General features: G+C 72.0%; 10 protein-coding genes. 9 read left to right on the top strand and 1 reads right to left on the bottom strand.

Annotated elements, in window-relative coordinates; genetic code table 11:
* The first annotated feature begins 107 nt into the window (after positions 1–107).
* From ACH4S7_RS12330 to ACH4S7_RS12290, 9 genes are all read left to right on the top strand, one after another.
* Entirely contained in the window at positions 108–1,106 is a 999-nt protein-coding gene (locus ACH4S7_RS12330; RefSeq protein WP_398521065.1) for a hypothetical protein, read from the top strand.
* Between the two features lie 150 nt (positions 1,107–1,256).
* Positions 1,257–2,519, top strand: a complete 1,263-nt coding sequence (locus ACH4S7_RS12325) for an acyl-CoA dehydrogenase family protein (protein ID WP_398521064.1) — start codon at positions 1,257–1,259, stop codon at positions 2,517–2,519.
* Complete coding sequence (locus ACH4S7_RS12320; RefSeq protein WP_398521063.1) at positions 2,519–3,766, top strand: bifunctional MaoC family dehydratase N-terminal/OB-fold nucleic acid binding domain-containing protein; 1,248 nt, start codon at positions 2,519–2,521, stop codon at positions 3,764–3,766. Before ACH4S7_RS12325 ends, ACH4S7_RS12320 begins: the two co-directional genes overlap by 1 nt.
* Positions 3,767–3,768: 2 nt before the next feature.
* The gene (locus ACH4S7_RS12315; protein WP_398521062.1) at positions 3,769–4,809 is read left to right on the top strand and encodes an acyl-CoA dehydrogenase family protein; all 1,041 of its coding nucleotides are present in this window, start codon (positions 3,769–3,771) and stop codon (positions 4,807–4,809) included.
* A 95-nt stretch (positions 4,810–4,904) separates the two neighbouring features.
* The gene (locus tag ACH4S7_RS12310) at positions 4,905–5,309 is read left to right on the top strand and encodes a MaoC family dehydratase (RefSeq protein ID WP_398521367.1); all 405 of its coding nucleotides are present in this window, start codon (positions 4,905–4,907) and stop codon (positions 5,307–5,309) included.
* Positions 5,306–6,472, top strand: coding sequence for a lipid-transfer protein (locus ACH4S7_RS12305; protein ID WP_398521061.1), 1,167 nt, complete (start codon positions 5,306–5,308; stop codon positions 6,470–6,472). Before ACH4S7_RS12310 ends, ACH4S7_RS12305 begins: the two co-directional genes overlap by 4 nt.
* 52 nt (positions 6,473–6,524) lie before the next feature.
* The gene (locus ACH4S7_RS12300; RefSeq protein WP_398521060.1) at positions 6,525–7,721 is read left to right on the top strand and encodes a glycoside hydrolase domain-containing protein; all 1,197 of its coding nucleotides are present in this window, start codon (positions 6,525–6,527) and stop codon (positions 7,719–7,721) included.
* Positions 7,722–7,882: 161 nt separating this feature from the next.
* The gene (locus tag ACH4S7_RS12295; protein ID WP_398521059.1) at positions 7,883–8,470 is read left to right on the top strand and encodes a SigE family RNA polymerase sigma factor; all 588 of its coding nucleotides are present in this window, start codon (positions 7,883–7,885) and stop codon (positions 8,468–8,470) included.
* A gap of 167 nt (positions 8,471–8,637) precedes the next feature.
* Positions 8,638–10,284 (top strand): long-chain fatty acid--CoA ligase, encoded by a 1,647-nt coding sequence (locus ACH4S7_RS12290; RefSeq protein ID WP_398521058.1) that lies wholly within the window; start codon positions 8,638–8,640, stop codon positions 10,282–10,284.
* Positions 10,285–10,488: 204 nt separating this feature from the next.
* Here ACH4S7_RS12290 and ACH4S7_RS12285 read toward each other — a convergent pair whose 3' ends face one another.
* On the bottom strand, positions 10,489–14,565 hold the full coding sequence (locus ACH4S7_RS12285; RefSeq protein ID WP_398521057.1) for a PAS domain-containing protein: 4,077 nt from the start codon (positions 14,563–14,565) through the stop codon (positions 10,489–10,491).
* Positions 14,566–14,619: the final 54 nt, after the last annotated feature.

Here is a 14,619-nt window from a genome sequence, read left to right as displayed (position 1 = left end):
GTGCAGTGGGAGGCGCTGCGCAGGGTGCTGTGGGAGGTGCGGTGGGAGGCGCTGCGCAGGGTGCTGTGGGAGGTGCGGTGGGAGGCGCGGTGAGAGGTGCCGTTGCCGTGCGGGGAGTTGGGGCAGAACGTCATATTCTCCGTATCCACTACCATCTGGGCGACCGGTATGACCCGGAGCTGTACGAGCGGTTGATCGAACAGCTTCATGGCATCAGCCCCCGTGCCCAGGCCCTGCCCCCCGTCGACGCCGACTGCGACATCACCGGCGCGCTGCGCTACTTCCACCGTGATCCCTACGCGCTCGCCCAGGTCATCAGAGTGCGCGCGCTCGCGCTGTACGGCGTCGACACGACCATCGGCTCCGCGGGCAACCGGATGCTCGCCGCCATGGCTGCGGACGCCACCGCCCCCGGGGAAATAACCCATCTCGCCCCGGAATCGGTCACCGCCTTCCTCCGGCCACGACCGGTCGGCGCGCTCCACGGCGTCGGCCCCGCCACCGTCGGGCTGCTGACCCGATACGGACTGCACACCATCGGCGCCGTCGCCGACACCCCGGTCGGCACCCTGCAACGCCTGCTCGGCCGCGCCCACGGCCGCCAACTCCACGACCGGGCCCACGGCCGGGACGACCGCCCCGTCACCGCGCTGGAGCCGATCCGTTCCTGCGGCGCCGACCACGTCTTCGACCGCGACGAACTCGACCCGGTCCGACATCGCCGCGCGGTGCTCGCCCTCACCGAGCAGGTGGGCGTACGGCTGCGGGCCGAGCGGCAGATCGCCCGCCGACTGACCCTGACGGTCCGCTACGCCGACCGCACCACCACCGCCCGCACCCGGACGCTGCCCGAGGCCACCAACCACGGAGTCGCCCTGGCCCGTACGGGATACGACCTCTACGGGTCCTTCGGGCTGCAACGGGCCCGGGTGCGGGGTCTCGCGCTGCGCGCCGAGGACCTCCAGCCGGCCGAACTCGCCAGCACCCAGCTCACCTTCGACCCGGCGGACGACAGGGCCCGCCGCATCGAATCCTCGGCCGATCGGGCCAGGGCGCGCTTCGGCCCGGCCGCGATCCTGCCGGCGACGCTCGCGGGTACGGGGTGAGGGTGCGGGGTGAGGGGTTCGGGGTGCGGGGCTGGGGGTGCGGGGTTGAGGGGTTCGCTTTGGGCGCCGGTGACCTTGACAGGTGCCCGTATCTGACGGACAGTCAGAAATCCTGATCGATGCGATCCGTACGCCCGGGAGGCGGCCACCGTGCACCTCGCCCCGACGGAGCGCCAGCGGAAGCTGCGCACCGAACTTCGCTCGTACTTCCGGGCGGTGATGCCGGACGGCCCCCCGGCCGCCGCCGACACCGCGGCCCAGCGCTCACTTCTGCGCCGCATCGGTGCCGACGGAAAGCTCGGGCTCGGCTGGCCCACCGAGTACGGCGGCCAGGGCCGGGGCCCGGACGAGCAGTTCGTCTTCTTCGACGAGGCGTACCGGGCGGAGGCACCCGTCTCCATGGTCACCTTGAACACCGTCGGGCCGACGCTCATGAAGTACGGCACCGAGGAACAGAAGGCGTTCTTCCTGCCGCGCGTGCTGAGCGGTGAGATCGTCTTCGCGATCGGCTACAGCGAGCCGGAGGCCGGTACGGACCTCGCCGCGCTGCGCACCCGCGCCGTCCGGGACGGGGACTCCTGGGTCATTGACGGTCAGAAGGTCTTCACCAGCAACGCCCAGAACGCCGACTGGATCTGGCTCGCCTGCCGGACGGACCCCCAGGCCCCCAAGCACAAGGGGATCTCGATCGTCCTGGTGCCGACGGATGCGCCCGGGTTCTCCTGGACGCCGATCGAGACCGTGGGCGGGCTGACCACGACATCCACGTATTACGACGGTGTACGGGTGCCAGTCGCGAACCTCGTCGGCGAGGAGCACGCCGGGTGGGGGCTGATCACCAACCAGCTCAACCATGAACGGGTAGCGCTGGCCGCGATCGGAATGCAGGCCGAGGACTTCTTCGCGGGGGTACTGGAGCGGGCACGCCGACCCGATCCGGTGACGGGCAGGCGTCGCATTGACGAGCCGTGGGTGCGATTTCGGGCCGCTGAAGCATATGCGCGGCTCGCGGCGACACGCCTGCTGAACTGGCGTTTGGTGGGGGATGTGGGGGCCGGGCGACTGGCGCCGGGCGATGCCAGCGGCGTGAAGGTGATGGGAACCGAATCGGCGGTCGAGGTGTATCGAATATGTCAGGAGATCGCGGGGGAGGCGGGGCTGATCCGGGCGGGATCGCCCGGCTCGCTGGCGTATGGGGCACCGGGGACCGACTCGGGGGCCGGGCCGGGGCCCGACGCGGGAGGCGGTCCGAGTGGCGGTTCGAGTGACGGGCCGGGGGTCGGTTCAGGGGACGGGGAGTTGGAACGGATGAATCGGGCGGCGCAGATCAACACCTTCGGGGGAGGGGTGAGTGAGGTGCAGCGGGAGATCGTCGCGACGATGCGGCTCGGGATGAAGAGGGGGCGGCGGTGATGGCTGCTACCAGCGCGGTGGGTGTGGCCGGTGCGGACAGTGCGGTGGGCCCGCCCGGATCGGCCGCTTCGGTGGAGCCGGCCGATGACGTACTCCGCCGACTGAAGGAGTACGAGGGCCGGGCGACCGCCGTCGATGCCGTCGGCAAGGACCTGGTCAACGAGCCGATGATCAGACACTGGTGCGAAGCCATGGGGGACACGAACCCGGCGTACCGGGGGGCGGATGCCATGGCCCCGCCGGCGATGCTCCAGGCATGGACGATGGGCGGCCTGTCCGGGCACACACACGGCACATCGGCGCAGGAGGAGTTGTTCGCCCTGCTCGACGGCTGCGGGTACACCTCCGTGGTCGCGACCGACTGTGAGCAGGAGTATCTGCGACCGCTCCGGCCCGGGGACCGGGTCACCTTCGACGCGGTGATCGAGTCGGTCTCGGACCGCAAGACCACGAAGCTGGGCACGGGCCACTTCGTGACGACGCGGATGGACCTCAGGGCGAACGGAGAGCTGGCGGGGACGCATCGCTTCCGCATCCTGAAGTACGCGCCGCCTGTGGGGAGCGCGCGGCCCGCCCCTGCACCGGCACCGGCGGCCCCCGCCCCCGCATCGGCAGCCGGACGGTCGGGGGATGGAGGGTCGGGGGATGGAGGGTCAGGTGCGGGCACAGGTGAGGGTGAGGGTGCGCCGCGGCTCATGCGGCCGAGGCCGGTGATCAACCGGGACAACGCCGGATTCTGGGCCGGAATCGCCGAACACCGGCTGCTGATCCAGCGCTGCGAGGGCTGCGGCGAGCTGCGCTTCCCCTGGCTCCCGGGATGCAATGCCTGTGGCTCGGCGGAGTGGGACACGATCACGGCGAGTGGCGCGGGCACGGTCTACTCCTATGTGGTCATGCACCATCCGCGCTTCCCGGCCTTCGACCCGCCCTACGCCGTCGGGCTGATCGAGCTGGCGGAGGGCGTACGGATCGTCAGCGATGTGATCGGGGCGCCGTACGACGAGGTGCGGATCGGTGCGCCCGTCGAGTTGGAGTTCCTCCGGGTGGACGAGGAGTTGGAGGTTCCGGCCTTCCGGGTGTCGCCCTCTCCGCCCTCTGAGCCCTCTCCGCTCTCTGCGTCCTCGCGGTCCTCGCCGTCCTTTCCACCCTCGCCGTCCTCTCCACACTCACCGCCATCTGCTCGGGAAGCCCGGTCGCGCCCCGCCACCTCCGCCGATTCCCCGCCCTCGGGTGGAGGTGAGGGCTGACCATGGACTTCACCCCCACGGAGGAGCAGACGGCGGCGCGGGATTTGGCGGCGCAGATCTTCACGGACCTCTCCACTCCCGACCGGCTCGCCTCGACCGGCACGGGCACGGACGTCGAGCTGTGGAAGACCCTGTGCGCGGTGGGGCTGACGGCGGCGGTCGAGGAGACGGGGCTGCTCGGGCTGGTGCTGTTGCTGGAGGAGCAGGGCAGGACGACGGCGCAGACACCGTTCGCGGTGAGCTGTGTCCACGGTCTGCTGGCCGTGGCCGCGCACGGCACGGACGAGCAGCGGGAGCGGTGGCTGCCAGGACTGCGCGACGGGACGGCGGTGGCGACGGGAGCACTCGATGCGCGCGGCGCCGTGCGGTCGGCGCATGGCCGGCTCACCGGCACCGTGGCGTGGGTGCCCTGGTTGCGCGATGCCACCCATGTCCTGGTCGCCGACGCCGGGCGCGCGCTGTGGTGGGTGCGGGTGGCCGACGCGGAGACCACACCGGTGGAGACCACCGCCCCCTGGTCGGCCGGCCGGCTGATCCTGGACGACACCCCCGCCGAGCGCCTCGGGGGCGACACTGCGCGGGCCGGCCCGGCGTACGAGGGCGTGCTGGCCGCGAGCCGTATCGCCTTCGCCGGACTTCAGGCCGGGGTCTGCGCGGGCTCTCTCGACCGCGCCGTGGCACACACCACGACCCGTGAGCAGTTCGGCCGTCCGCTCTCCACCAACCAGGGGGTGCTGATCCGCGCGGCCGACGCGTATATGGACACCGAGGCGATCCGGGTCACCACCTATGAAGCGGCCTGGCGGTACGACGAGGGCCTGCCGTACGCCACCCATGCGCTCACCGCCGCCTGGTGGGCGTCCGAGGCGGGCAAGCGGGTCGTGCACGCGGGCCAGCATCTGCACGGCGGCCTGGGCGCGGATCTGGACCACCCCGTCCACCGGCACTTTCTCTGGGGGCGGCAGATAGACGCGTATCTGGGCTGTGGAAGTGAGGTCCTGGCGGAGCTGGGAGCACTGCTCGCGACGGAGGAAGCACGATGAAGCCGCACGAGCAGCACGAGCAGCGCGCGCACGAGCAGCACGAGCCGCACGAGCCGCATGAACCGAGCGAGCCGGACACGCGGCATGATCCGAGAGTGGGGCGCGTACCGAGAGCGGGGGATGAGCTGCCCCCGCTGGAGATCCCGATCACCCGCACGCTGATCGTCGCCGGAGCGGTGGCCTCACGCGACTACCAGGACGTGCACCACGACGCGGAGTTGGCGCGGCAGAAGGGGGCGCCCGACATCTTCATGAACATCCTGACGACGAACGGCCTGGTCGGGCGGTACATCACCGACCACTTCGGGGAGCGCGCCGTGCTCCGTAAGGTCGCCATCCGGCTGGGCGCCCCCAACTACCCGGGAGACACGATGGTGCTGCGTGGCAGCGTCGCCTCGGTCGAGGGTGGTACGGCCGAAGTCCGGGTCGTCGGCGCCAATGGACTGGGCAACCACGTCACGGGCACGGTCGTGGTGACCGTGCCGGGGGCCGTCCGATGAGCATCCGAAGGAAGGACGGGCTCGGTGGCCGGGCCGCGATCGTCGGCATCGGTGCGACCGAGTTCTCCAAGGACTCCGGGCGCAGTGAGCTGAAGCTCGCGGTCGAGGCGGTGCGGGCGGCGCTCGACGACGCCGGTCTCTCCCCCGCCGACGTCGATGGACTCGTCACCTTCACCATGGACACCAGCCCCGAGATCACCGTCGCCCAGGCGGCCGGCATCGGTGAGCTGTCGTTCTTCTCGCGCATCCACTACGGAGGCGGCGCGGCGTGTGCCACCGTGCAGCAGGCGGCGCTCGCCGTCGCCATGGGGGTGGCCGAAGTCGTCGTCTGCTACCGGGCGTTCAATGAGCGTTCGGGGCGGAGGTTCGGCTCCGGGGTGCGACACCGGGAGCCGTCGGCGGAAGGCGCGGCGCTCGGCTGGAATCTTCCGTCCGGTCTGCTCACCCCCGCCTCCTGGGTGGCGATGGCGGCCCAGCGCTATCTGCACGCCCATGGGCTGACGCCCGAGGCGTTCGGCCAGGTGGCCGTCGTCGACCGCCGTCACGCTGCCCGTAACCCCGCCGCGTACTTCTACGGGAAGCCGATCACCCTCGCCGACCATGCCGCTTCCCGGTGGATCGCCGAGCCGCTGCGGTTGCTGGACTGCTGTCAGGAGACCGACGGCGGCCAGGCGATCGTGGTCACCAGCGTGGAGCGCGCCCGGGATCTGCCTCGGGCGCCGGCGGTGGTCGTCGCCGCGGCGCAGGGAGCCGGGCGGGCGCAGGAGCAGATGACCAGCTTCTACCGTGACGATCTCACCGGTCTGCCGGAGATGGGCGTGGTCGCGCGGCAGCTCTGGCGGAGCTCGGGGCTCGCGCCCGGAGATATCGACGTCGGGATCATCTACGACCACTTCACGCCCTTTGTGCTGATGCAGCTAGAGGAGTTCGGTTTCTGCGGGCCGGGGGAGGCGGCGGAGTACGTCGCGGCGGACACCCTGCCGCTGAACACGCACGGCGGCCAGCTCGGTGAGGCGTATCTGCACGGGATGAACGGCATCGCGGAGGCCGTCCGCCAGATACGGGGGACGTCGGTGAATCAGATACCGGGCGTGGCCAGATCGCTGGTCACGGCGGGCACGGGCGTTCCCACATCCGGGTTGATCCTGGGCACGGACGGCTGAGCCCCCGGCCCCGGCGCTGGCCTCCCGCGCCGGGGAGCCGTTCACTCGGCCCATGCGTATCTGGCGAGGGGTGCGGCGGGGGTCGTGGAGACGGACCCCGGCCGGGCAGGGGTCCGGTGCGGTCGTACGGCGCCGGTCGTCGGTCGCCGTCGCCCTCGCGCTCACCGTCCTGCTCGGCCTGCCCGAGCTGCTGCTCGCCCCGCCTCCCGAGCGCGCTCCCACCGGGACGCCCCACGCCACAACGGCCCGCACCGACACCGGGACCCACCCGGACCCCCACCCCCACCCCGACACCGGGACCCACCCCGACACCCGGACCCACCCTGACACTCCGACCCGCCCCGATACTGGAGCGGAGACCCGCCCCGGCACCGACACCCGCCCCGACACCCGCCCCGACACCACCGCCGACACCGCCGTGACCTTCCACGGCCTCGTGTTTGACGCCTGCCGGGCACCGCGGCTCGCGGCCATGCGCGCCTGGCGGGCGTCGTCTCTGTACGGTGCGATCGGTGTCCCCTACGGGGGCCGGGGCCGGGACTGCCCCGATCAGCCCGGTCTCGACCGGCGCTGGATCGCCGAGGTGCACCGGATGGGCTGGCGGGTGCTGCCGATCTTCGTCGGCTCGCAGTCGCCCTGCGCGCTGACGGACCGCAGCCCGCGGGCGGCGCCCATCGGTGCCACCCCCGCCCTCCAGGGCGAGCGGGAGGGTTATGAGGCGATCGCGCGGGGACGGGTGCTCGGCCTGGGGCGGGGCAGCGCGCTCTACCTCGGCCTGCGGGCGTACGACCTCGGGAACACCGGCTGCGTCCGTGCCACGCTCGATTTCATCCGCGCCTGGGACCGTGAGGTGCGCCGTCGGGGCTACGTCCCCGGTCTCCACAGCGACGCCGACTCGGGCGCCCGCCATATGGAGCGGGCCAGGCGGGAGGGGGCGAGCGATCTGCCGTCCGTGCTCTGGTTCACCCGCTGGACCGGGCGACCGTCGCTCCACGGGGAGGAGAGTCTCCACCCGTACGCCTGGCGGGCCAAGCGCCGTATCCACCAGTACGGCGGTCCGGCCACGGAGCGGTACGGCGGCCATGCCCTCACGGTCGCCCGAAGTCTGGCGGACGCTCCGGTGGCTGTTGTAGACCCTGAGGATGAGCGATCCGGACCAGGGAAATCCCGGAGAAGGAGCCGCCCGCACCGCTGCCCTCCCTACCCCGAACGGGCCTTGTCCGGCCCGCGCGAGGACCCCCGGCCCTGAGATCGGAAGGCTGCTCGGCCCCGAGATCCCTGTCATCGCCTCTGAGGGTCTCCTCCACCTACAGGAGGTGGGGCGTGCACCACCCGTACAACCTGAGGCGGACATGGCTTCAGGACCTCTGGGCGATCCGCTCCGGTAGTGCCCACTCCTAGCGTGGACCTATGACCACGCCAGTCTGCACAAGCGCCTCGAAGGTCGCCGGACCGCCGGCGCCTCCGTCGTACGGAGCCGACGCACGGTACGCGTCCCAAGCTCTCTATTCGTCGTTCTCGTCGTACGTACGGGCGCGGGGGCCCGTGCTGCTGCGGACGGCCCGCTCGCTCACCGCCAACCCCTGTGACGCCGAGGATCTGCTGCAGACCGCGCTCACCAAAACGTATGTCGCGTGGGAGCGGATCGAGGACCACCGGGCGCTCGACGGCTATGTCCGCCGAGCCCTGCTCAACACCCGGACCTCGCAGTGGCGCAAGCGCAAGGTGGACGAGTTCGCCTGTGACGAGCTGCCCGAGCCGGAGACCGTGCCCTCGCCCGACCCCGCCGAGCAGCAGGTGCTGCACGACGCGATGTGGCGTGCCGTGATGAAGCTGCCCGACCGGCAGCGGGCGATGGTGGTGCTCCGGTACTACGAGGATCTCAGCGAGGCACAGACCGCCGAGGTGCTCGGGGTGTCGGTCGGTACGGTCAAGAGCGCGGTGTCGCGTGCGCTCGGCAAGCTGCGCGAGGACCCGGAGCTGGCTCCCGTGCGCTGATCCAGCCCCTTCGCACCACCCCGTACGCATTCGGGGCCGTCCCCGCGCCGCCCGGTAGCGTGAGGCGCTGAATCGCTCCCCCGTGGGGTAGTGACATACCGCATGGTATGTGCGCAGAATCTCCCCATCTACGGCCACGTAGCGCTAGCGCCCACCGGGAGGACGCCGTGCTGAGCACCATGCAGGATGTACCGCTGACCGTGACCCGCATCCTGCAACACGGGATGACGATCCACGGGAAGTCGCGGATCACCACCTGGACCGGGGAGGCCGAGCCGCAGCGCCGGAGCTTCGCGGAGGTCGGTGAACGAGCGACCCGGCTGGCCAACGCCCTCCGCGACGAGCTGGGCATCGGCGGCGACGACCGTGTCGCGACCCTCATGTGGAACAACTCTGACCACGTCGAGGCGTACTTCGCAATCCCGTCCATGGGCGCCGTCCTGCACACGCTCAACCTCCGTCTCCCCGCCGACCAGCTCGTGTGGATCGTCAACCACGCCGCCGACCGCGCGGTCATCGTCAACGGCTCCCTCCTGCCGCTGCTGGCACCCCTGTTGCCGCATCTGCCGACGATCGAGCACATCGTCGTGTCGGGGGCCGGCGACCGGAGCCTGCTGGCCGGTGCCGACGCGCAGGTGCACGAGTACGAGGAGTTGATCGCCGGCCGCCCGACCGACTACGACTGGCCCGAGCTGGACGAACGGTCCGCCGCCGCCCTCTGCTACACCTCCGGCACCACCGGGGACCCGAAGGGCGTGGTCTACTCCCACCGTTCGATCTATCTGCACTCCATGCAGGTGAACATGGCCGAGTCGATGGGGCTGACCGACCACGACACCTCACTCGTCGTCGTACCGCAATTTCATGTGAACGCCTGGGGCCTGCCGCACGCCACCTTTATGACCGGCATCAACCTCCTCATGCCGGATCGTTTCCTCCAGCCGGCGCCCCTCGCCGAGATGATCGAGCGCGAGAGGCCGACACACGCCGCCGCGGTGCCCACCATCTGGCAGGGCCTGCTGGCCGAGGTCACCGCCCACCCCCGCGACCTCTCCTCCATGAAGCAGGTCACCATCGGCGGCTCGGCCTGTCCGCCCGCGCTGATGGAGGCGTACGACAAACTCGGCGTACGGCTCTGTCACGCCTGGGGCATGACCGAGACGTCCCCCCTCGGCACGATGGCGCACCCCCCGGCCGGACTGACGCCGGAGGAAGAGTGGCCCTACCGCGTGACGCAGGGCCGCTTCCCGGTCGGGGTGGAGGCCAGGTTGGTCGGTCCGGCCGGCCAGTTCCTGCCCTGGGACGGTGAGTCGGCCGGTGAGCTGGAGGTCCGTGGCGCCTGGATCGCGGGCTCGTACTTCGGTGGCGCGGGCGGCGAGGACTTCAAGCCCGCCGACAAGTTCAGCGAGGACGGCTGGCTGAAGACCGGGGACGTCGGGACGATCGACCCGGACGGCTTTCTGACCCTCACCGACCGTGCGAAGGATGTCATCAAGTCCGGTGGCGAGTGGATTTCCAGCGTCGCGTTGGAGAACGAACTGATGGCCCACCCGGAGGTGACCGAGGCCGCCGTGGTCGCGGTCCCCGACGAGAAGTGGGGCGAGCGCCCGTTGGCGACGGTCGTCCTGACGGAGGGTTCGACGGTGGACTACGCCTCGCTCAGCGCGTTCCTCGCCGAGCGGATAGCCAAATGGCAGTTGCCGGAGCGGTGGGCGGTGGTCCAGACCGTGCCGAAGACGAGCGTGGGGAAGTTCGACAAGAAGGTGATCCGCAAGCAGTACGCGGACGGTGAGCTGGACGTCACCCGGTTGTAGGGCGCTCTGGGCCGGTCCTCATCCTCGGGGACCGGCCCGACCTTCCCCGTATCGCCGACCTTCCCCGTATCGCCGTCCAGCGCCGTACAGAGCCTCCGTACACCTCCGTACACCTCTGTACGGCGTACATCCGCAGCCGCCCCGGCACCGCACTCGCCCCGGCACCGCAGCCGCGCCGGCACCCGCACCCGAACCGCCCCTGGCTCAGTTGGTGCCGATCTTCGCCAGCAGATCCACGATGCGCGCCTGGACCTCACCGCTGGTGGAGCGCTCGGCGAGGAAGAGCACCGTCTCGCCCGACGACAGCCGGGGAAGCTCCGCCCGATTGAGCCCGGCCGAGGTGTAGACGACCAGCGGAGTCCGGTTGAGCTGCCCATTGGCGCGCAGCCAGTCGATGATCCCGGCCCGGCGCCTGCGCACCTGCATCAGATCCATGACCACCAGATTCGGCCGCATCTGCGCCGCGAGGGTGACCGCGTCGGCGTCCGTCCCGGCCCGTGCGACCTGCATCCCGCGCCGTTCCAGCGTCGCGGTGAGCGCCAGCGCGATCTCCTCGTGCTCCTCGATCAACAGCACCCGGGACGGATGCTGCTCGCTGTCGCGCGGGGCGAGCGCCTTGAGCAGGATCGCCGGATCGGCACCGTACGCGGCCTCTCGGGTTGCCTGCCCGAGCCCCGCCGTCACCAGCACCGGAACCTCGGCCGCGACGGCGGCCTGGCGCAGGGACTGGAGCGCGGTACGCGTGATGGGACCGGTCAGCGGATCCACGAAGAGCGCCGCCGGGAACGCCGCTATCTGCGCGTCGACCTCCTCGCGCGAGTGCACGACGACCGGACGGTAGCCGCGGTCACTCAGCGCCTGCTGGGTGGAGACGTCCGGCGCGGGCCAGACCAGCAGCCGACGCGGATTGTCCAGCGGCTCCGGGGGCAGTTCGTCGTCGACGGGGTGCGGCTGCGGCCGGTTGGCCACCTCGACCGCGCCCCCCGGACCGTCCAGCGGCTCCGGGCCTTCCGCACCCTCATCGGGTGCACCAATCGCATACGCCCGGCCCTCGGCCCGCTCACCGGGCCGCCGAGGGGCGCTCTGCGCGGACGGCGGGGGTGTCGAGGGCGACGCGGGTGATCCCGGCGCGCCGGCCTGCGGATGCGGTTTGGCGACCGCATCGTGCCCCTCCCGCTCCCCGTCGGGAGGCGTGGACAGCTTGCGGCGCCGCCCCGAACCGAGCGACTGGTTCTGTTTCTCGTTGGTCTGCTGCGAGAACGGCACCCCCTGGCCGAGCGTCCGCACGCTGAAGGCGCGCCCCTGCGAGGCATCGCCCGGCAGGGGGGTCTCGGCGGGCAGCGCCTGGCCGCCGTGTTCCGCACGGGCCTGTGCGGCGTCCGGCCCCGCGTCGCCCGGTGCGCCCACGAGCCGCTGTTCGCCCTGGTTCGCGGGCTCTTCGAGCGGCGGCAGCGGCAGGGATACGGAACCGGTGCCCTGCGCGGTCGCGTTGCCGAGCCCCGACACCGCCTCCCGACCCCGTACGGCATCCGCACCGTCGTCCTCGCCGATTCCGACTCCGGCGCTGACTTCGGCTCCGGCTGCATCCGTCTCGTCCACCGTCCCGTGCGCGCGACGGCGACCCGTCGGCGCGGGATGCTCGTGCGGCGGGGTGTGGTGCTCGGTGCCCGGCTCGGTGCGTACGAGGTCGTGGCGGCCCGGCTGCGAGGCGTCGGCCGCCCCGGCCGTCGGCGGCAGCCGGTCGGCGGCGGCGGGCGGCAGCGCGAACGCCGATCGCCCGGTCTCCGCCGGAGAGGTCTCCGAGCCTTCCTGACCCTCGGCGCCCGTGCCGGGCTCCTGGCCCTCGGCCGGTGCCGGGGCGAGCGCGCGCCGGGCCCGCCGGCCACCGGCCTGCGCGGACCCGCCACCGGCCGACTGCGCCGGAACGGCCGCCTGTGCCGGCACCGGTGAGGCGTACGGCGGCCCCGGAGGGGTGGGGACGGCCGGGGCGGCGGCCAGCTCGGGCACACCGCTGTGGCGGGCCCGCTGCCCCGCCGCGTCCAGGGGCACCCCCTGCGGCGGTACGGCCTGACCGAGCGCCGGGCGTCCCGCCGCGCCCTCGGCCGCGGTGACGACCGATCCCTCGGACGGCCGGGTGGCGACGGCCGCGGCCTCCTCGGCGGGGCTCGGCCGCCCCCTTCGTCGGCCCGTTCCGCCGCCGTTGGTGCTGTCGGGGTCCGGTGCCAGGGTCAGTTCCTGCTGCGGCTGGACGGCTCGCCGCCGCCCGGTCGGCGGCACACCCGGGGAATCCGATTCGTCGGCCGCCTCTTCGGGCGCCACCGCGCTCTCCAGGAAGGCGTCCGTGGAACCCCGCCGCGCCCGGCGCCGCCCACCGCCCGCCAGTGTCTCCGGGGACGGCGTGTACTGCTGCTGCTCCGGCAGGGCGAGGGCGCCGCCCGCCCCCGTACCGCTGCCCGTCCCCGTACCGCTGCCCGCCCCCGTACCGCCGTCGGGTCCCTGAACATCCGGGGCGTCTAGGGCGTCTCGGGAAGCCAGGTCGTCCTGGACGCCCTCGACGCCTCCAGCGACCTCCATGGGGTCGGCGGGCGGGGCGATCATCCCGGCACCGTCCCCGAGCGGCACCTCCAGGACGTACGCGCTGCCGCTCATCCCCGGCACGTCATGCGTCTGGAGCACTCCGCCGTGCGCCTGGACGATGCCGCGCACGATCGGCTCGTGCACCGGGTCGCCCCCGGTGAACGCGCCGCGCACCTCGATCCGTACCACCTCACCGCGCTGCGCGGCGGCGACGACGACGGTCGAGTCCCCGTAGCCGCCCTCCGGCAGCAGCCGGGTCCGGCCGGTGGAGTCGACCCCGGCGACATCCGCGGCGAGATGGGCGAGCGCGGTCGCCAGCCGTACGGCGTCCACCTCGGCCTCGATCGGGGGCGCGTGCACGGCGAACTGCACCCGGCCGGGCCCGATCAGCTCGATCGCGCCCTCGATCCCGGCCGCGACGACGGCGTCGAGCAGGACCTTGGACTTATAGAGCCGCTCGCCCCCGCCGTCGAGCCGCTGGAAGCCGAGCACATTGTCGATGAGGGTGGTCATCCGGGCGTAACCGGCGACCAGATGGTGCAGCACCTGGTTGGCCTCGGGCCAGAGCTGACCGGCCGGATCGGCGGCGAGGGTGCCCAGCTCCGCGCGGAGCTCCTCCAACGGCCCGCGCAGCGACGCGCCGAGTACCGCGGTGAGCTGGTCGTGGCGCGCGGCCAGTTCCAGATAGCGCTCGTCGCGGCCCTCGATCTCGGCGGTGTACCGGTCCGCCCGGTCCGCCAGTTCGGCCGTGAACCGCTCCGTGGTCTCGGCCAGCTCCCGGTTCAGGCGCTCGGTGGTGTCGGCCAGCTCCTGGCTCAGCCGCTCACTCGTCTCGGTGAGCTTCTCGTTCAGCCGCTCGGTGGTCTCGGCGAGTTCGGACTCGTGCTGCTCGGTGAGGGACTCGTACGGGCGGCGGTCCGTGAAGGTCATCACCGCGCCGACGAGCTGGTCCCCGTCCCGTACCGGAGCGGTCGTCAGATCGACCGGCACCCGCGAACCGTTCTTCGCCCACAGCACCTGCCCGCGCACCCGGTGCTTGCGCCCGGACCGCAGCGTGTCCGCGAGCGGTGATTCGGGGTACGGGAACGGCTCGCCGTTCTCGCGCGAGTGCAGGATCAGCGGGTGCAGCTCGCGCCCGCCCAGGTCGCTGGCCCGGAACCCCAGTATTTGCGCGGCGGCCGGATTGACGAGGACGACGCGCCCCTCGGTGTCCGTACCGACGACACCCTCGGCGGCGGCCCGCAGGATCATCTCCGTCTGCCGCTGCGAACGCGCCAGCTCCGCCTCGGTGTCCATGGTGCCGGAGAGATCCCGTACGACGAGCATCAGCAGCTCGTCGCCGGTGAAGGCGTTGTAGGAGTCGTAGGCTTCGCGCCCGTCCTCCAGGCTCGCGCTGGTCACCTCGACGGGGAACTCGCCGCCGTCCGTACGCCGCGCCACCATCCGCGTGGGCTTGGTCCGCCCCCGCTCGTCGGCCGCCTCGGGGCTGCGCATGGAGCCCGGGATCAGTCGCGAGTCGAAGGTGGGCAGCAGATCGAGCAGCCCCCGTCCGACCAGGGCGGTGCCCGGAGTCTCGAAGAGTTCGAGCGCGATGGTGTTGGCGTTGACGACCGTGCCGTTGCAATTGACGAGCACGAGGCCGTCGGGGAGGGCATCGAGTATGGCTGCGAGGCGAGCAGCGCCTCGGGATGGCCTGCTGCTCACGTTCGGTTCCTCCCTGACCTACTGCATGTGCGGACGGCCGTTGCCCATCCTGGC

The organism is Streptomyces sp. NPDC020965 (genome assembly GCF_044333555.1).
Taxonomy (GTDB): Bacteria; Actinomycetota; Actinomycetes; order Streptomycetales; family Streptomycetaceae; genus Streptomyces.
This window is presented reverse-complemented; position numbering and strand designations above follow the sequence as displayed.

Excerpts from the sequence above, each read along its gene's own strand:
- ACH4S7_RS12320 (WP_398521063.1), top strand. The coding sequence starts at position 2,519 with ATGGCTGCTACCAGCGCGGTGGGTGTGGCCGGTGCGGACAGTGCGGTG.
- ACH4S7_RS12315 (WP_398521062.1), top strand. The coding sequence starts at position 3,769 with ATGGACTTCACCCCCACGGAGGAGCAGACGGCGGCGCGGGATTTGGCG.
- ACH4S7_RS12305 (WP_398521061.1), top strand. The coding sequence starts at position 5,306 with ATGAGCATCCGAAGGAAGGACGGGCTCGGTGGCCGGGCCGCGATCGTC.
- ACH4S7_RS12300 (WP_398521060.1), top strand. The coding sequence starts at position 6,525 with ATGCGTATCTGGCGAGGGGTGCGGCGGGGGTCGTGGAGACGGACCCCG.
- ACH4S7_RS12295 (WP_398521059.1), top strand. The coding sequence starts at position 7,883 with ATGACCACGCCAGTCTGCACAAGCGCCTCGAAGGTCGCCGGACCGCCG.